The organism is Pseudomonas marincola (assembly GCF_900682675.2).
GTDB lineage: Bacteria > Pseudomonadota > Gammaproteobacteria > Pseudomonadales > Pseudomonadaceae > Aquipseudomonas > Aquipseudomonas marincola.
Map to the genome: position 1 here is coordinate 1,813,498 of NZ_LR215729.2, position 18,454 is coordinate 1,831,951.

The 18,454-nt window shown below is 57.6% G+C and carries 12 protein-coding genes and 2 pseudogenes; 8 read left to right on the forward strand and 6 right to left on the reverse strand.

The window, feature by feature from the left end; translation table 11 throughout:
* Window positions 1-64: 64 nt before the first annotated feature.
* Window positions 65-433, reverse strand: coding sequence for a hypothetical protein (locus PMYSY11_RS08610; RefSeq protein WP_150548903.1), 369 nt, complete (start codon window positions 431-433; stop codon window positions 65-67).
* Between the two features lie 427 nt (window positions 434-860).
* On the opposite strand from PMYSY11_RS08610, the pseudogene PMYSY11_RS22115 reads away from it, so the two are divergent.
* From PMYSY11_RS22115 to PMYSY11_RS08625, 4 genes and pseudogenes are all read left to right on the forward strand, one after another.
* A pseudogene (locus PMYSY11_RS22115) lies at window positions 861-971 on the forward strand (MHYT domain-containing protein); the annotation flags it as partial.
* 120 nt (window positions 972-1,091) lie between these two features.
* A pseudogene (locus PMYSY11_RS08615) lies at window positions 1,092-3,065 on the forward strand (putative bifunctional diguanylate cyclase/phosphodiesterase); the annotation flags it as partial.
* Between the two features lie 251 nt (window positions 3,066-3,316).
* Window positions 3,317-4,534 (forward strand): Fic family protein, encoded by a 1,218-nt coding sequence (locus tag PMYSY11_RS08620; protein WP_150548905.1) that lies wholly within the window; start codon window positions 3,317-3,319, stop codon window positions 4,532-4,534.
* A 34-nt stretch (window positions 4,535-4,568) separates the two neighbouring features.
* Entirely contained in the window at window positions 4,569-5,204 is a 636-nt protein-coding gene (locus tag PMYSY11_RS08625; protein ID WP_150548906.1) for an NHL repeat-containing protein, read from the forward strand.
* A gap of 50 nt (window positions 5,205-5,254) precedes the next feature.
* On the opposite strand, the gene PMYSY11_RS08630 is transcribed toward PMYSY11_RS08625, so the two are convergent.
* A complete protein-coding gene (locus PMYSY11_RS08630) occupies window positions 5,255-6,442 on the reverse strand; it encodes an MFS transporter (protein ID WP_150548907.1) in 1,188 nt (395 codons plus the stop codon).
* 107 nt (window positions 6,443-6,549) lie between these two features.
* On the opposite strand from PMYSY11_RS08630, the gene PMYSY11_RS08635 reads away from it, so the two are divergent.
* On the forward strand, window positions 6,550-7,479 hold the full coding sequence (locus PMYSY11_RS08635; protein ID WP_150548908.1) for a LysR family transcriptional regulator: 930 nt from the start codon (window positions 6,550-6,552) through the stop codon (window positions 7,477-7,479).
* A 142-nt stretch (window positions 7,480-7,621) separates the two neighbouring features.
* Here the strand turns inward: PMYSY11_RS08635 and PMYSY11_RS08640 are convergent, their stop codons facing one another.
* The gene (locus tag PMYSY11_RS08640) at window positions 7,622-8,050 is read right to left on the reverse strand and encodes an organic hydroperoxide resistance protein (RefSeq protein WP_069901818.1); all 429 of its coding nucleotides are present in this window, start codon (window positions 8,048-8,050) and stop codon (window positions 7,622-7,624) included.
* A gap of 399 nt (window positions 8,051-8,449) precedes the next feature.
* Entirely contained in the window at window positions 8,450-8,899 is a 450-nt protein-coding gene (locus PMYSY11_RS08645; RefSeq protein ID WP_069901819.1) for a MarR family winged helix-turn-helix transcriptional regulator, read from the reverse strand.
* A 179-nt stretch (window positions 8,900-9,078) separates the two neighbouring features.
* Between PMYSY11_RS08645 and PMYSY11_RS08650 the strand changes: the two genes are divergently transcribed.
* Complete coding sequence (locus PMYSY11_RS08650; protein ID WP_150548909.1) at window positions 9,079-10,581, forward strand: aldehyde dehydrogenase family protein; 1,503 nt, start codon at window positions 9,079-9,081, stop codon at window positions 10,579-10,581.
* A 151-nt stretch (window positions 10,582-10,732) separates the two neighbouring features.
* Here PMYSY11_RS08650 and PMYSY11_RS08655 read toward each other — a convergent pair whose 3' ends face one another.
* Together PMYSY11_RS08655 and PMYSY11_RS08660 are read right to left on the reverse strand one after the other, a co-directional pair.
* Window positions 10,733-11,986: a ribonucleotide-diphosphate reductase subunit beta gene (locus tag PMYSY11_RS08655; RefSeq protein ID WP_069901822.1), complete on the reverse strand. Its 1,254-nt coding sequence runs from the start codon at window positions 11,984-11,986 to the stop codon at window positions 10,733-10,735.
* A 453-nt stretch (window positions 11,987-12,439) separates the two neighbouring features.
* Complete coding sequence (locus PMYSY11_RS08660) at window positions 12,440-15,343, reverse strand: ribonucleoside-diphosphate reductase subunit alpha (RefSeq protein WP_069901823.1); 2,904 nt, start codon at window positions 15,341-15,343, stop codon at window positions 12,440-12,442.
* Window positions 15,344-16,117: 774 nt separating this feature from the next.
* On the opposite strand from PMYSY11_RS08660, the gene PMYSY11_RS08665 reads away from it, so the two are divergent.
* Window positions 16,118-16,843, forward strand: coding sequence for a response regulator (locus PMYSY11_RS08665; protein WP_069901824.1), 726 nt, complete (start codon window positions 16,118-16,120; stop codon window positions 16,841-16,843).
* On the forward strand, window positions 16,840-18,444 hold the full coding sequence (locus PMYSY11_RS08670; RefSeq protein WP_150548910.1) for an ATP-binding protein: 1,605 nt from the start codon (window positions 16,840-16,842) through the stop codon (window positions 18,442-18,444). Before PMYSY11_RS08665 ends, PMYSY11_RS08670 begins: the two co-directional genes overlap by 4 nt.
* The last annotated feature ends 10 nt before the right edge of the window (window positions 18,445-18,454 follow it).

The following is an 18,454-nucleotide window of genomic DNA, read 5'->3' on the forward strand; positions in this document are numbered from 1 at the left end:
GGGAATAGGGGGCGCGAGTATACGCCTTGCCCGCTAATTAGCTATGCAGGGCGCTGTCCGGTGATCAAATTCCGATGCGCAGCGTCAGCAACGCGCCTGGCACATAACCCGGATGAGGGGCCGGCATGGTTTTAATCGATGTGACATTAAAACTCACCCGCTCGTGGCGCGTCTTGGCTGCGGCAATAAAATGACTGGGTTGGTGGCTACGTCCGGGCTTGGCGACCAGGCGCGTCAACAGTTGAGTGTTTCGGCCAACCTGGCTCAACCGGCGCTCAATACTCACCGCCTTGATTTCTGTAAGCCCCATGGTGGCCGAGGCCATTGGCGGTTGGATCAGCGATTTGTCCATGCCGGTAGCACCAATTCGTTCAGCCAGGCAGGCGGTGATTAATCCGGTAAAGGTGAGACAGAGCGCGTGGAGGTGGAACATTGCACAATCCTTGTGGGGTAAATCCATGCTGAAAATCAGCGCGATAGTCGTTGACTCGATGCGCCAATTCTAGAGATTGCAGCGCTGGCGAGGGCTAACCGCAATCACACAATTGCCGACACAAGGCGTGCCACTGCCAGAGGCTTGCAAAACTGTGATCTGCGCCAGCAACAGCAACTCGCTGTTAGGCCAATGGCGTTGAGTTGTCCCGAGAAATGGCTGATTTTCTACCGTTGATCGCTTTTGCATAATCTTCAATAAAGCAAATCAAGAAGCAGGCCGATATGCCCGACGAGGCCTCTATTGCACAGTTTTCGGCGTTAAAAAAAACACTGTAAATTTTGTGGGATTAGCAATAGTGTTGCGTATATAGTGGCTATTTGATGTCAATGGTGCCGTTTCGTCGTCTGCACCCAATAGGTGTTTCATGCTTGCCAGCAGTTACAACAGTGTTTTTGTCATCTTTTCTCTGATTGTTGCCATTCTCGCGTCTTACACTGCCCTGAACATGGCTGGGCGTGTTTCCAGTTCCAGAGGGGCGTCCCACCGGGCTATCACTCATACGAGCATGTCTTCTACAGGCACGTCCTCTACAGGCATGTCCCGAACGGGCACGTCCCACACGGGCATGTCCTATACAGGCATGTCCTCCCATAGCAAATCATCTGCGCTCTGGTTGGCGGGCGGCTCGTTTGCGATGGGCTTTGGGATTTGGTCGATGCATTTTATCGGCATGCTCGCATTCAGTTTGCCCATCCCGCTGGGCTATGACGTCACGCTGACAATGCTGTCGCTGTTGATCGCTATCGTCTCCTCGGCCTTTGCGCTGTGGCTGGTTTGCCAACACAATCTTCCCGGCGTACGGCTCGGCTTTGGCGGCTTGTTGATGGGCTCAGGCATCGCCGCCATGCATTACACCGGCATGGCCGCCATGATGATGACGCCAGGCGTGGTGTATATTCCGTGGCTGTTTGTGTTGTCGATTGTTATCGCCATCCTCGCTTCGTGGGCATCGTTGTGGATAGCTTTTCGCCTGCGTAGCGACAGCAAAAGGAATACCTACGCGCGTATTGGTGCATCGCTGGTGATGGGCTGCGCCATTGTCGGTATGCATTACACCGGTATGGCGGCAGCGCAGTTCCCGGTGGGGAGTTTCTGCGGCGCGGCGAACAGTGGCATTGATACCAAGTGGCTGGCGGTGCTGGTGATTGTTGTGAGCCTGGCTGTGTTTGCCATTGCCCTGATTATTTCGATGCTGGATGTGCGCACCAATATCCTCGCCACCTCCCTGGACCGGGCCAACAGCGAACTCTTGCAGTTGGCGCTGCATGACACCCTGACCAAGCTGCCGAACAGACTGCTGCTTAACGACCGCCTGGAACAGGCGATCAATAAGTCAGCACGCGAGCGTTACCCCTTTGCGGTGCTGTTCATGGACTTGGATGGCTTTAAAGCGGTCAACGATGTTTATGGGCATCACACCGGTGACCGCCTGCTTATGGAAGTTTCACAGCGCATTCTGAACACCAAGCGGATTGAAGATACAGTGGCGCGTTTGGGCGGTGACGAGTTCGTGCTGTTGATTGATCCGAGCGCTCCTGAAGACGCAGCGACATTGGCGCAGCGTTTGATCGACACCATCAACAAGCCTTACAGCATCGCCGGTAACGCCCTCAATGTGAGTGCAAGCATTGGCATTGCACTATTCCCGCATGATGGCAAGACCGCGCACGATCTGATGATTAACGCCGATGCGGCGATGTATCACGCCAAGGAAACCGGTCGTAATGGATACTGCTTCTTTGAAAGCAAGATGAACGCCAACGCGCACGAGCAAATGCAGCTGCAACAAGAGTTGCGCAATGCTGTTGAGCGCAATGAATTCCTTTTGCACTACCAACCAAAAATGCTCGCACCGAAAGGCCCTATGATCGGCGTCGAAGCGCTGTTGCGCTGGCAAAGCCCTGAGCATGGCCTGATTCAACCCGATATTTTCTTGCCACTCGCAGAGAGAAGCGGGTTGATTATTCCGATCGGCAACTGGGTGATTGATGAAGCTTGCCGGCAAATTCGCCAATGGCATGACGAAGGCCATACCAGCTGGAGCGTAGCTGTAAACCTTTCGACAGTTCAGTTGGCCCATGCCAGCTTGATCGATGTTGTACGCGACGCTTTGGCGCGTCATTCGCTCGATGCACGTCATCTGGTTCTGGAGGTGACCGAGTCCACCGCCATGCGCGATGCCGAGGCCAGCCTTGAGGTGCTCAATCGTTTGTCGGCACTGGGCGTGAGTATTTCCATCGATGATTTTGGCACCGGCTATTCCAGCCTGCTGTACCTCAAGCGGTTGCCCGCCAATGAGCTGAAAATCGACCGTGGTTTCGTCACTGAATTGGCGCAAGGCAATGATGATGCCGCAATCGTTTCAGCAATCATCGCGCTGGGGCAAACCCTCGACATGCGAATAGTGGCTGAGGGTGTGGAAACCACTGGCCAACAGGAACTGTTAACGCGTTTGGGTTGCGACACCTTACAGGGATATTTCCTCGGCCGGCCTATGCCAGCAAACAAGTTGATCAACAGTTTGGCTGCAAACACCGCAATGGCTAATGATGCTGTGGCAGCTGGGTAACGTGACGCTCATATCGATCTGAATCGGCCCAATCTGAAAGCTGCTGAGCCGGCTGCAGTTGATGATGGAAGCAAAGAGGCGGGGACGGTTCTGGTCAGCAAACGACCGGGCCAGTCCCCGTTTTGCTGTGAGCCTGTTGCCTCACGTGCCTGCCAACAACTGGAGCGTGGCGGCAATCGCTGCTTGAATGATGCACGACGAGTTTTTCTGCTAAGGCTCTGGCGAAACGATTGCGGGCGTGGTGCGAAGCAATGGATTCACTGATTACAGCGGCGGCGCAGGCACTGGCGGCGGGCGATGCGTTAGGTGCGCTGAATCGGGTTGCCTTGCGTGATGATGCGCCGGCACTGGCGTTGCGCGGCATTGCCATGGCGCAGCTGGGTGATTTGGCGCGGGCGAAAATACTGCTGCGCAAAGCCCGCCAGACGTTTTCGACCCGGGAGACAATGGCTCGTGCACGCTGCGCAGTGGCTGAGGCCGAAGTCGCCCTTGCCGACAGAGATCTGAATTGGCCGACTCAGGCATTGCTGAGCGCGCGGGCCACTCTGGAGGCTCATGCTGATTTTGAAAATGCGGCGCACACGTATTATCTGCAAGCCAGACGCTGGCTATTGCTCGGCCGGTTGGATGAGGCGCAGCAGGCGCTGGCCAACCTTGATGGCAGGCGTTTGTCAGCGGCCCTGAAAGCAGCCTGTGAGTTGGTTGTTGCGGGCATTGCCATGCGTCGCTTACAGGCGCAGCCCGCGCGCGACGCACTCGATCGGGCGCTGCATTCTGCGCGGCAATCGGCTATTGCGGCACTGGTGAGCGAGGTGGAAAACACCTTGCGGGTGATCAATCAACCAGTTGCCCGGCTGATAAAAGGCGGACAGGCGCAGCCGCTGTTGCTTGATGAGGTAGAAGCGCTGCACGCCTCTTCGGCGCTGGTGGTTGATGCCTGTTGCTATGCGATCAGCGACTCGCGAACACGGGTGTCGCTGGCTACCCGGCCCGTATTGTTCGCGCTGGCGTATGCTCTGGCTGAGGCCTGGCCTGCGGATATTGCCCGGGCAGCGCTTTATGAGCGCGCGTTTCGCGGCGCCTTCAGTGATGAAACCCACCGCGCCAGACTGCGCGTAGAGATTGGCCGGCTCCGCGGTTTGTTAGGCGATACGGCCGCGATCAAGTCGACTGCTAACGGTTTTGTTCTGCAGCCGCGTGCTGACGAAATCGCGGTGCTGGCGCGACCTGTCACTGACAAAAACGGCGCCATACTGGCATTGCTCAGTGATGCGCAAGCTTGGTCCAGCTCGGCCTTGGCCATGGCATTGGGCATCAGCCAGCGCAGTGTGCAGCGGGCACTGGATGCATTGGAGACGTCCGGGCTGATCAAGCCAATCGGCAACGGCAGAGCGCGTCGCTGGATCACCTCACCGGTGCCGCGTTTCGCGACGACCTTGTTACTCCCGGTCTCATTGGCAACTGATTAATCTGGACTTCTCAATCACTGATGAGGTTTAAGCGATGAAACGTTCCAGTGCTGAAATTGTTCGTGAGTTTTCCGATTTTCCCGGCGTCGATCACGTCAACGGTGTGAGTTACGACGGCACGCATGTGTGGGTCGCGACCGGTGCCAAACTCAATGCGCTCGACCCGCAAAGCGGTGTCATCCTCCGCTCGCTGGATATTGCGGCTCATGCGGGTACGGCGTTCGACGGGCGCTATTTGTATCAAATAGCGGAAACACAGATCTACAAACTCGACCCGCAAACCGGCGCGGTGCTGGCCAGTATTGCCGCGCCGGGAGGCGGTGAGGATTCGGGATTGGCGTGGGCAGAGGGTTCGCTTTGGGTGGGCCAGTACCGCGAACGCAAGATCCATCAGATTGATCCCGAAACCGGTAAATTGATTCGCAGCATCGACTCCAATCGCTTCGTCACCGGCGTGAGTTGGGTCGATGGCCAGCTGTGGCACGGGACCTGGGAGGGTGATGAAAGCGAGCTACGCCAGGTCGATCCGCGGTCGGGCGAAGTTTTGCAGCGAGTTGTCATGCCTGAGGGCGTTGGTGTTTCCGGGCTTGAGTCGGATGGCGGCGAGCTGTTCTTCTGCGGCGGAGGAAACAGCGGCAAGGTGCGGGTAGTGCGCCGACCTCGCGGATGAAGAGTCAGCGCAACGGTGGGCGATTCGCTCACCGTTGCGTGTTAGAGCGGTTACTGGCGGCGCAGCATCAGCAATGCAATGATCACGCCGAGGGCGGCAATGCCGGTGGCAATAATGCCCAGCGACGCCAAGCCAAAATGGCGGATACCCAAGCCGCCAAAAATTGCGCCCAAGCCAATCCCGGCGTTCGCGGCCGAGATATTCATCGTCGCCGCCAGCGCCTGAGCCTTGGCGCCTGCTTGCATGACGCGCACCTGACATACTGGAAACAGGGCGGTGTAGGCAATGCCCCAGGCGATAAGCGCGATCACCAGGCCAATGGGATTTGCGGCCAATGGCACAGCAGCGAGCATGCCCGCGCCAAGAATCAGCAGGAACAGCAGCATTGCACCGAGCGGGCTTTTATCGACCATGTTGCCGCCAATCTGGTTGCCAATCATGCCGATAGCGCCGAAGCCCATTAACCACCAGCCAACTTGACTGGTCGGGATGCCCGCGAGGCTTTCCAATGTATCGGCCAGATAGGTGTAGGCCGTGAACATCGCAGTAAAGGCCACGACCGAGAGCAGTACGTGGGCGAGAAAGCGCGGCTCCCTGAGAATCGCCGTTTGCTTGTCGCCTGCTGCGCGTTTGGGCGATGAGGGCAGCGTTGGCATGCACAGGTGCATGAGCAAGCCAATCAGCAAGCACAGCGCCGCCAGAATCCAGAAACTGCCGCGCCAGCCCACTGAATCTGCCGCAAGGGTGCCCAGCGGCACGCCGAACACCAGCGCTGCGGAGATGCCCAGATAAACCCTGGCGACTGCTTTACCAGCCTTGCTCGGCCCGGCCAATTGCCCGGCTGTTTCGCTGGCCGTGCCCCAGAAAACCGGTAGAAACAGCGCCGGGATAAACCGTGCCAGCGCCAATACCCAGAAATTGCTGGCGAGCGCGGCCAGCACGTTGGAACCCGCAAAAATCAGCAGAATACCGGTGAACAGGTGCTTGCGATTAACCTGCGCCAGCTTGGCGGTTAGCACGGGTCCGAACAGCATGACGGTGAAGGCAAACAGCGTGACCACCTGGCCTGCCAGCGCGACGGAAATGTTCAGGTCACGCGCGAGCGCAGGCAGCAGGCCGACAATCAGGAACTCTGTGGTGACGATGACAAACGCGGCCACCGCCATGATCAGAATCTGTAAGCCTGTGCGTGAGGTGTCTGGCGTGATTGCGCTCGGCGTCAGCGTCGAGGTTTGCATAAACCTTTACTCAAAGAAGAATTTGAGCCAGCTTATTAGAGAATTTAATGCTGATTCAGGCTTAAATTTATTAATTGTTATGAATTTAATTCTCAAATGAGGCGGCGATGTATTCGTCTGAACGGCTCAAAGGCATTGATGTGTTTGTTTGTGTGGCCGATGTCGGCAGCTTCACGGCTGCTGCCGAGCGCTTGAACCTGACCAGTTCTGCGGTCAGTAAAGGCATTGCCCGGCTGGAGAGCCGCCTGCGGGTTCGGCTGTTCAACAGAACCACGCGGCGCTTGTCGCTAACCGACGCCGGTGTCGAGTTTTATCGCACCTGCGCAGGCGTGCTGGCCAATCTGGAAGAGGCCGAGCTGGCTTTGCATGCCGAGGCCGAAGAGCCTCGCGGCAAAGTGCGCATCGATTTGCCTGCCTCATATGGTCGCCTGCATGCGCTACCGGCGATTCTGCAGTTTGTTGAAGATCACCCGCTGTTGAATCCGCATATATCGTTCTCCGATCGATTCGTCGATCTGGTCGAGGAGGGCATTGATATTGTTGTGCGCATTGGCGGCGCAGATACGTGGCCGGCCGCGCTGGGTCGACGATTTCTCGGCATGCAAAGGCTGATTTTCTGCGCCGCTCCTGCGTATCTGCGCAAGTACGGCGAACCGCAGAGTGACCGCGACTTGGAGCAGCATCAATGCATCAGCTACGGTGCGACCGATGGTTTGCTGAGGCCTTGGTATTTTGCCGGAGCCCAGCCTGGTGAAATGGAACAACGGGTGCTCCCGGCACGGATTGCTGTCGGCGATGGAGAAGGCCAGGTGATGGCGGTATTGGCCGGGCACGGTGTCGCGCAACTGCCAACCTGGCTGGTCAGGCATCACCTTGAACAAGGGTCTCTGGTTGAAGTGCTGCCGCAGTTGGCTACTGATGGCCTGCCGCTCAATCTGGTGTGGCTGAAAAGCCGCGAGAAACTGCCAAAAGTCAGTGCGACGCTGGAAATGCTCAGCGCCTGTCTGACCCCGGCAGGTCGATCCGACGCGATATAGAGTCGAGAGAATATAACGGGGCCATCAGGTGTTTATGAAGGGCTCCGCTATCGTCGAAGTGGCGTTGTAAAGCAGCGCTCAGCGCTGAATGTAAATGTGGCCGGAGTGCTTTGAGTAAGCACACCGGCCACTTACGCTTTGATTAATCGACCAACGTCAGGGTGACGTCGATATTGCCGCGCGTGGCGTTTGAGTAAGGGCAAACGATGTGCGCCCTGTCGATGAGCAGTTGCGCTTGCTCACGGTCCACGCCCGGGAGGCTGATGCGCAATTCAACTTCAATGCCGAAACCGTCAGGAATGGCGCCGATACCCACCACGCCTTCGATTGAGGCATCCGCTGGAATCGCCAGCTTATCGCGGGCGGCGACGAACTTCATGGCGCCAATGAAGCAAGCGGAGTAACCGGCAGCGAACAGTTGCTCCGGGTTGGTGCCTTGGCCGCCCGCGCCACCGAGTTCTTTTGGCGTGGTCAGGGCAACATCAAGCACACCATCGGAAGAGATGGCACGGCCGTCACGGCCACCTGTGGCTTCGGCGTAAGCGCGATAAGCAATGGTTTCGATCGACATAGCAGTATTCCTCTTCACGTGTGTTCGGGGGTGCCGAACTGAAATGGTTCTGTGCTATCCAATGATTAACCGCCAGGGTTGGATTCATCGGCAGCATTCGATTTGTTGCGAGCCAGATTCTTGCGCGCTAATCAAATTCGATGGACAAACATTAGCGCTCAATTATTTAGCGCGCAATATATATTTTAGAGTATTCGGCTATAAAGCCATGTGCTTTGGCTATTTCAGGTTGTCACGGGTGAGCAGAACCCTGCTCTTCGAGCGTGCACTGGCCAAGCATTTGAATGATAGTCGCTGCTGCGCGATACGCAGTGGTTCCGCCCGGCACACAGGCGATGTGGGCGTTTGCGTGGGCAATGTCAGGCAGGGGAATGCAGCCGCAGGGCGCAGCTGCTGGGCTCAGAGAGCGTCTTGCAGGCTTTTGCGCAGCACGATCAAATCTTGTTTGAGCGACTGCAACTGTTCCACCGTCTGCTGGCTGGCGCGCACGATACACGCGGGAACTGCTTTAGCCTTCTCGCGCAGTGCACGGCCCTTTTCCGTGAGGTGCAGTTCGACCACACGCTCGTCAGTTCTGCTGCGGGTGCGGGCGAGCAATCCTTCTGCTTCCAGGCGCTTGAGCAATGGCGTTACCGAGCCCGGATCGGTGATAAGCCGGGTGCTGAGTTCGCCGACGGTAATGCCATCGCCTTCCCAGAGCACCATCATGGCCAGGTACTGCGGGTAGGTCAGGCCGAGTTCCTGCAGCAAGGGTTTGTAGACCTTGGTCATCATCAGCGAGGTGGAGTAGAGGGCGAAGCACAACTGGTTGTCCAGGTGCAGTTCGACGTCGGAGTCTGGGGTTTTCATGAGGGCCTCGAGTGACGCAGGTGTGTGCAACAATTTAACGCGCAAATTAACAGAGTGCCAAGTTATTACCGGCATACGAGGGAGCGGCATACGCAGCCGAACGAAATGCCGGGTCAGATGACGCTATAAAGTGATTCCTATACATTACGAGCCCGCTCATTGAATGGTGAAATTGCTTCATGGCTCTCGCGCTCGAACGTCTCATCGCCGGTACACCGATACCTTACGCCGGTAATCGTGTTTCTTTGGTCAGTGCCGAATTGGCCGCTCGTTTCCAGCCGGGTGACCACCTGTTGGTGGAGCAAACCAGTGGCGAGTTGCTGCTGATCCCCGTGGCTGACCAGCAAGCGGCAGCTGTCGCGATTGAGCGGGCGCAGTTGGCCTTCAAGGCCATGTCGGCCGTTTCAGATGCAGACATCAGCCGATTCTTTGATCTGTTTGCCCTGCGTCTGGAATCCGCTGAGACATGGGCACTGATCGAAGCCGCCAATTTGGCTGACATTGAAAAGGCCAAGGCGCGCGGCCGCTCAACTACCCGGTTGTTCGCAAACGAGGCCATGCGCCGCGACATGATCGCCGGCTTGCGTGCATGGCGAGACGCTGCGCCAACACGCGGCAAGGTCTTGAGTTGTGTTGAGCATGACGGCTGGAAGGTCGAACAAGTGATGGCGCCATTGGGCATTGTCGCCTTCGTTTTTGAAGGCCGCCCCAATGTATTTGCCGATGCCGCCGGTGTTCTGCGCACGGGTAATACCGCGGTGCTACGCATTGGCAGCGACGCTTTGGGCACGGCGCAAGCGATTGTCAGCCATGCGCTTAATCCTGCGCTCAGTGAAGCTGGGTTACCTGTCGGCGCCGTATCACTGGTCGAAAGCGTCAACCACGCCGCGGGCTGGGCAATGTTTGCTGACCGGCGTTTATCGCTGGCTGTTGCCCGTGGCTCGGGCCGTGCGGTCAGTCAGTTGGGCAGCATTGCCCAGCAGGCCGGTACGGATGTCAGCCTGCACGGTACAGGCGGCGCCTGGCTGATTGCCAACCATGACGCCGATGCTGAGCGCTTCTCCAGCGTGGTGCGCAACTCGCTCGACCGCAAAGTCTGCAACACCCTGAATGTTTGCCTGATTCACCGTGACCGCGCGGCGCAGCTGGTGCCGCTGTTCCTTGCCGCCTTGCAAGAGGCCGGCGCGGCCCGAGGCCAGGCCTGCAAGCTGCACGTAGTTGAAGGCAGCGAATCGTATCTGCCGGCCGATTGGCTGAGCGCCAGCGTCGAGGTTTATCGCGCCGAAGGCTATCGCACCGAGAAGCAAGTTGAACCGCTGCCTGAGAATCAGTTGGGCCGCGAGTGGGAATGGGAAGAAACGCCGGAAGTCAGCCTCAAAATCGTCGATGATCTGGACCATGGCTTTGGCTTGTTCAATAGCTACAGCCCGCAGTTCACCGTGTCGCTGATCAGTGAAAGTGCGCAGGCACATGCGCATTTCTACGAGCAGGTGAATGCGCCTTTCGTGGGCAACGGCATCACCCGCTGGGTAGACGGCCAGTATGCGCTGAACAAGCCGGAGCTGGGCCTTTCCAACTGGGAAAACGGCCGCCTGTTCGCGCGCAGCGCCATCCTTTCCGGCGATGGCGTATTTACTGTCCGCAGCCGCATGACCCAAACCGATCTGGGCGTTAAACGCTAACGACGCAAGAGAGCAGGGTGGATGAAGCTGTGTTCATCCACCAACTCCAGGCTGCAACGTTTGCCTGTCTTGGGTTTACGCGTTAGCTGCCGAGCAGAAACAAAAAGCCCCGCACTCAGGCGGGGCTCTCAACTTTCAGCGAGTGAGCTGATTAATCCCAGCTCAGCGCGCCGCCTGTTTGATACTCGATCACGCGGGTTTCGAAGAAGTTCTTCTCTTTCTTCAAGTCCATGATCTCGCTCATCCACGGGAACGGGTTGGTGGTGCCCGGGTACTCTTCTTTCAAGCCGATTTGGGTCAGGCGACGGTTGGCGATGAACTTGAGGTAGTCCTCCATCATTGCCGCGTTCATGCCCAGTACGCCGCGTGGCATGGTGTCACGTGCGTATTCGATCTCAAGCTGAGTGCCCTGCAGAATCATCTGCGTGGCTTCTTCTTTCATCTGCGCATCCCACAGGTGTGGGTTTTCGATTTTGATCTGGTTGATCACGTCGATACCGAAGTTCAGGTGCATCGACTCGTCACGCAGGATGTACTGGAACTGCTCGGCAACGCCGGTCATCTTGTTGCGGCGGCCCATCGACAGGATCTGGGTGAAGCCGCAGTAGAAGAAGATGCCTTCCAGTACGCAGTAGTAAGCCACCAAGTTACGCAGCAGTTCTTTGTCGGTCTCGACGGTGCCGGTATCAAACGTCGGGTCGGAGATCGAACGGGTGTACTTCAAGCCCCAGGACGCTTTCTTCGCGACCGAAGGAATCTCGTGGTACATGTTGAAGATCTCGCCTTCATCCATAGCCAGCGATTCGATGCAGTACTGGTAAGCGTGGGTGTGGATCGCCTCTTCGAACGCCTGACGCAGGATGTACTGGCGGCATTCCGGATTGGTGATCAGGCGGTACACAGCCAGCACCAGGTTGTTGGCAACCAGCGAGTCGGCGGTGGAGAAGAAGCCGAGGTTACGCATGACAATGCGGCGCTCGTCGTCGGTCAGGCCGTCGGTGCTTTTCCACAACGCGATGTCGGCGTTCATGTTGACTTCTTGTGGCATCCAGTGGTTTGCACAACCGTCCAGATACTTCTGCCAGGCCCAGTCGTACTTGAACGGTACGAGCTGGTTCAAGTCTGCGCGGCAGTTGATCATGCGCTTCTCGTCAACCGCGACGCGGGCCGAGGCACCTTCCAGTTCGGCCAGGCCTTCAGCCACGTCCAGCTCGTCCAGTGCAGCTTTGGCGCGCGCGATTGCAGCGCTGTCGTCAGCCGAGACTGCGCGGGCTTCTTGGGCGGCAGCGTCGCCAACCTGATCCAGCTTGTCGATGTTCATGTCTGCCATCGAGGCAGCAGCGTTGCTGCTGGCGGCTGCAGTTTCTGCGCCGTCTTCCTTATCGAATTCGTCCCAGCTCAACATAGTCGGCTCCTTAAGATATAAATTTCGTGGGCCTGCTGCGCATAGCCCAGACTGCGTTGAACGCGATAATCGCGGGTTCTTGTACGCCACCCGCTCAACCGCGTCTGCCTTGCCTGAACTCCGCTCGCAAGTCCCTGACTCGAAGCTTAAAGCGCTAGGCGCTCCACGTCGTGTATCGCTGCTGCCGCGAAATGCAGCGCCAGCAGAGTGCTCTTGTGTCTGACAAAGCACCTTGATTTGAATCACTCAACTGCATCTGCAAGTGCACTCAAACCAAAATGCTTTCATGTTCTTGATCTCACCCGCATCACTACAAATGCAGCGTGCTGCTGAGAGAGTAGCCGTTAGGCGCCGGCTGGCACTGAACCCTGAGCGTACATCTGTACGTGAGGGGGCAGGGCCAGTCGGCAACAACGCGGATGCCTCTCAGCATCGCGCGTCATCTGTTACTGCTTACTGACAAGCTTCGCAGTCTGGCTCGTCGATCGCGCAGGCCTTAGGCACTGGCGCCGGACCGGCGGACATCTCAACTGCTGGCGCCTTGGCTGGAGCGGCGCTCAGACCATCACCACCACCGCTGGATACGGCGTTCAGCTTGCCGGTGCTGACAGTCGACTTCTCGGTGCTGGTCGCGGCCAGGGCACGGAGGTAGTAAGTGGTTTTCAGGCCACGGTACCAAGCCATGCGGTAGGTCACGTCGAGCTTCTTGCCTGATGCGCCGGCGATGTACAGGTTCAGCGACTGAGCCTGGTCGATCCACTTCTGGCGACGGCTGGCAGCGTCAACAATCCACTTGGTTTCAACTTCGAACGCAGTGGCGTAAAGGTCTTTCAGCTCTTGCGGGATGCGCTCGATCTGCTGCACGGAACCATCGTAGTACTTCAGGTCGTTGATCATGACCGAATCCCACAGGCCGCGAGCTTTGAGGTCGCGAACCAGGTACGGGTTGATCACGGTGAACTCGCCGGAGAGGTTCGATTTCACGTACAGGTTCTGATAAGTCGGCTCGATCGACTGCGACACGCCTGTGATGTTGGCGATGGTGGCGGTCGGTGCGATGGCCATGATGTTGGAGTTACGAATACCTTTCTGTACACGGGCGCGAACCGGTGCCCAGTCGAGGCTTTCGTTGAGGTCAACATCAATGTACTTCTGGCCGCGCTGCTCGATCAGGATTTGCTGCGAGTCGAGCGGCAGAATGCCTTTGGACCACAACGAACCGTCGAAAGTCTCGTAAGCGCCACGCTCATCAGCCAGGTCGCACGAGGCTTGAATGGCGTAGTAGCTGACCGCTTCCATCGACTTGTCGGCGAACTCAATGGCAGCGTCCGAGCCGTAAGGAATGTGCTGCATGTACAGCGCATCCTGGAAGCCCATGATGCCCAGACCGACCGGACGGTGCTTGAAGTTGGAGTTACGCGCCTGTGGCACCGAGTAGTAGTTGATGTCGATAACGTTATCGAGCATGCGTACCGCGGTGTTGACGGTTTTTTCCAGCTTGGCAGTGTCCAGCTTGCCGTCCACGATGTGGTTCGGCAGGTTGATCGAGCCCAGGTTGCAAACTGCGATCTCGTCCTTGTTGGTGTTCAAGGTGATCTCGGTGCACAGGTTCGAGCTGTGGACCACGCCAACATGCTGCTGCGGGCTGCGCAGGTTGCATGGGTCTTTGAAGGTCAGCCATGGGTGGCCGGTTTCAAACAGCATGGAGAGCATTTTGCGCCACAGGTCTTTGGCCTGAATGGTTTTGTGCAGTTTGATCTTGCCGTATTCGATCAGCGCTTCGTAATACTCGTAGCGCTCTTCGAAGGCCTTACCGGTCAGATCGTGCAGGTCCGGCACTTCGCTTGGCGAGAACAGGGTCCACTTGCCGTCATCGAAGACACGCTTCATGAACAGGTCAGGGATCCAGTTGGCGGTGTTCATGTCGTGCGTACGGCGACGGTCATCACCGGTGTTCTTGCGCAGTTCGATGAACTCTTCGATGTCCATGTGCCAGGTTTCAAGGTAGGCGCACACAGCACCCTTACGCTTGCCACCCTGGTTCACGGCAACGGCGGTGTCGTTGACCACTTTCAGGAAAGGTACAACGCCCTGAGATTTGCCGTTGGTGCCTTTGATGTATGCGCCCAGCGAGCGAACAGGGGTCCAGTCGTTGCCCAGACCGCCTGCGAATTTCGACAGCATGGCGTTGTCGTGGATCGCGTGGTAAATGCCCGACAGGTCATCCGGAACGGTGGTCAGGTAGCACGAAGACAGCTGTGGACGCAGGGTGCCGGCGTTGAACAGCGTAGGGGTCGAACTCATGTAGTCGAACGACGACAGCAAGTTGTAGAACTCGATCGCGCGGTCTTCTTTCTGCTTCTCTTCAATCGCCAGGCCCATGGCCACACGCATGAAGAACACCTGTGGCAGCTCGAAGCGAATGCCATCTTTGTGAATGAAGTAACGGTCGTACAGTGTCTGCAAGCCGAGGTAGGTGAACTGGCCGTCGCGCTCGTGGTTGATCGCTTTGCCGAGTTTCTCCAGGTCGAAGTCTTGCAGCTTCGGATCCAGCAGGTCGAACTGAATACCTTTGGCGATGTAAGCCGGCAGGGCCTTGGCGTACAGGTCAGCCATTTCGTGGTGAGTCGCGCTGGTTGCAACTTCGAGGAAGGTCAGGCCTTCAGCACGAATGTTGTCCATCAGCAGGCGAGCCGTTACGTAGGTGTAGTTTGGCTCGCGCTCAACCAGAGTACGCGCGGTCATTACCAGCGCGGTATTGACGTCGCTCTGAGCAACGCCGTCGTAAAGGTTTTTCAGGGTTTCTTTCTGGATCAGCGCGCCGTCCACTTCAGCCAGGCCTTCGCAGGCTTCGGTGATGATGGTGTTCAGACGACCCATGTCCAGCGGCGCAACCGAGCCGTCGGCGTGGGTGACGCGGATGCTTGGGTGAGGCTCGGCAATATCGGTGCCTTCGCGCTTACGCTCTTGCGAACGCGATTCGCGGTAGATCACGTAGTCGCGGGCCACTTTCTGCTCGCCTGCGCGCATCAGCGACAGCTCGACTTGATCCTGAATTTCTTCGATATGGATGGTGCCGCCCGAAGGCATGCGACGCTTGAAGGTTGCCGTGACTTGTTCAGTCAGGCGGGCAACGGTTTCATGGATGCGCGACGAAGCGGCAGCGGTGCCGCCTTCTACTGCGAGAAACGCCTTGGTGATGGCGACGGTGATCTTGTCATCGGTATACGGCACGACGGTACCGTTACGCTTGATCACACGCAGTTGGCCCGGTGCGGTTGCCGCCAGGTCTTGAGTGGCGTCAGGGCTTTGCAGTGCAGCGCCCTGCGATTTCTCGCGAGAAGTGTCGGTGTGCATGAATGTCTCCGTGTTCATAATTATTTCAGTTAGACGCTTGTGCGGTTGATTGCTACGACGTACCAACGTTCATTCCATTTCTAACAACGTCACTCGCCCGGAACACAGTCCGAGCCAATTGCATATTGCTGGTGGTATCTGGAGGTGCGACGAAAGCGCCTCTAACAGCTTGCTTAAGTCTAGTGCCGGCTTTTCGCAGGCACCACTACATGTAGTGTTCTGCCTGTTCGTGCTCAACAGCCTGTGGATGGCCCGTGCGCGCGAGTGGCGTCTTACCGGTTACGCTTGCTACAGGTGGTGCTCAAACAGCCAGTAATGCTTTTTTATGCACAATTTCGGTTCGGGATATGGACTAAAACTGTGCAAATGTGTTTGGGTTGTTTTTAGGTTAAACCCCAATATGTAGGTGTTTAACGCGATGGGGATACAAGATAGTGCGATGGGTGAGGGTTGGCAAGTTGATAAAAACGCTCAGCCTGTGGATAAAGCTGTGGGTTATCGTGGGGTAACAATCGCCAAGCCGCGTTGTTGCTGGGATTGTTGTCAGTTCGCCGTTCGTCGAAGTCGTCGGAGGTTTTTTTTAGTGACTTTTTAGGCGTTATCAGTCAGTCACAAAAACACTACATATAGTCATAGAAGCCCTGCATATGGTGTGTGTTTTGCAGTGCTGGCAGCGCTCTTGGCGCCAGGCCTTTTTCAGTGCTACGGATTAGCCGTGCGGCGTGGTTACAATGCACGCCGAAGATATGGTTTTCGTAAGCCCTGGAGGTCGTGGTGGAGCAAGCGTCTTGGCAAATTCTGATCGTTGAAGACGATCAGCGGCTGGCCGAACTGACCCGCGAGTATTTGCAGGGTAACGGCTTTGCCGTTGCGGTGGAGTCGGATGGCGCGCTTGCCGCTCAGCGTATTTTAACCGAGCAGCCCGATCTGGTCATACTCGATTTGATGCTGCCGGGCGCCGATGGTCTGACAATTTGCCAAGCGGTGCGTGATGGCTATTCGGGGCCGATTCTGATGTTGACGGCGCGTACCGATGACCAGGACCAGGTGCTGGGTCTGGACATGGGCGCAGACGATTACATGTACAAGCCGGTGCGCCCGCGCGTGTTACTGGCGCGGATCAATGCGCTGCTGCGTCGGCTTGATGCGCCGCAAGTGGCCCTGGCTGATAACCCGGCGCGGCGTTTGCAGTTCGGCTCGCTATTGATAGATGCCTCGCGGCGTGAAGCGTCGCGCGCGGGGGAGCGGATCGATCTGACCAGTGCCGAGTTCGATCTGCTCTGGCTGCTCGCTGCCAATGCCGGGCGTATTCTGTCCCGCGAAGAAATCTTCACCGCCTTGCGTGGCATCGAGTATGACGGCCTCGACCGTTCGATTGATGTGCGCATCTCTCGTATCCGCCCCCGCATCGGCGATGACCCGGTTCAACCGCAAGTCATTAAAACCGTGCGCGGCAAGGGTTACCTGTTTGTCGCCGAAGCGGCTGTCGAGCTGCTATGAACTCGATCTTCCTGCGTATCTACGGCGGCATGCTTGCCGTTCTGGTGTTGGCGGCACTGCTGGGCGTGGTGACCCTGCACATGGTTAACGAGGTGCGCACTGACCAGTACCGCGAAGACCTGGCGCGCGGTACGTTCCGCCTGATGGCGGATAATCTGGCCGGCCTCGACGATGTTGAGCGCCGCCGCGCCGTGGCTGTCTGGGGACGACTTCTGGGCGTGCCGCTTAAAGTAGAGCCCGTGGACGCTGCTGGTTTGAACAGCGGTGAGCGCGGGCGCTTACTGCGCAGCCAGGTTGTGGTGCGCATGACCGGCCCGCACGCGGCACATATATATAGCCTGATTGGCGAGCAGAACGTGTTGCTGCTCACCGGCGAAGTGCAGCAAGTTAGCGAACAGCTGGCGCGCGCCACCGCGTTCCTGTTGATCGATGAACTGGTGCGTTATCCGGTGGATGAGCAGCCACGGCGTCTGGCCGAGTTAAAGCAATCGAAGCAGTTCGGCTTCGAATTGCGTCTGGTCAAGCTCGACAAAGCCAATCTCGATGATGACCAGCGTCGCCGCGTCGATGAAGGCGACACGGTGATGGCATTGGGGCAGGGCGGTGACACCATTCATGTGTTCTCCGGCATCGTCGACACGCCGTGGGTATTGGAGATCGGCCCGCTGTATCAGATGAATCCCTATCCGCCGGAGTTGCTGGTACTGATCGGTGCGCTGGGCCTGAGCATGATTGGCCTGATGGTTTACCTGCTGGTCCGTCCGCTGGAGCAACGCCTGCGGGAACTGGAAGGCGCCGCCACGTTGATCGCCAGTGGCCGGCTGGAGGCGCGGGTGCCGACACGTGGCCCGGACTCTATTGGCCGCCTCGCCGTTGCATTTAACGACATGGCTGAGCACTTGCAGCGCTCATTGGGCATTCAGCGCGAAATGGTGCGGGCGGTGTCGCATGAATTGCGTACGCCGGTCGCACGCCTGCGTTTTGGTCTGGAAATGATCGAGGACGCGCCCAGTGAGCAGGCGCGGCAAAAGTACATGGAAGGTATGGACAATGACATCCAGGACCTCGACAAACTGGTCGACGAGATGCTCACCTTCGCCCGGCTGGAGCAGGGCGCGCCGGCGCTGAATTTTGTCGATGTAGAGCTCGACACGTTAATCGATCAGGTAATCGGCGAGCTGGCGCCGTTGCGCGCCGATGTGCAGGTTACTCAAGGCCCGGTGTCGTTGGCCGAGGCGGGAATGAGCACGCAGGTTGATGCAGATTTTCGCTATCTGCACCGTGCCCTGCAGAATCTGTTGAGCAACGCCATGCGTCATGCCGAAACGCAGGTGCGCATAAGTTTGCACATTGGTCTTAAACACTGTCGGATCGACGTGGACGATGACGGGCCCGGTGTGCCGCAAGAGGCCTGGGAGCATATATTCACCCCATTCCTGCGCCTCGATGACAGCCGCACCCGAGCCTCCGGTGGCCACGGTCTGGGCCTGTCGATCGTGCGGCGCATTGCCATTTGGCATGAAGGTGAGGTGCTGCTCGATCACAGCAACGCACTAGGCGGCGCCAAATTCAGCCTGGTGTGGCCGTGTAAGCAAGGGTAAGTACTTAACC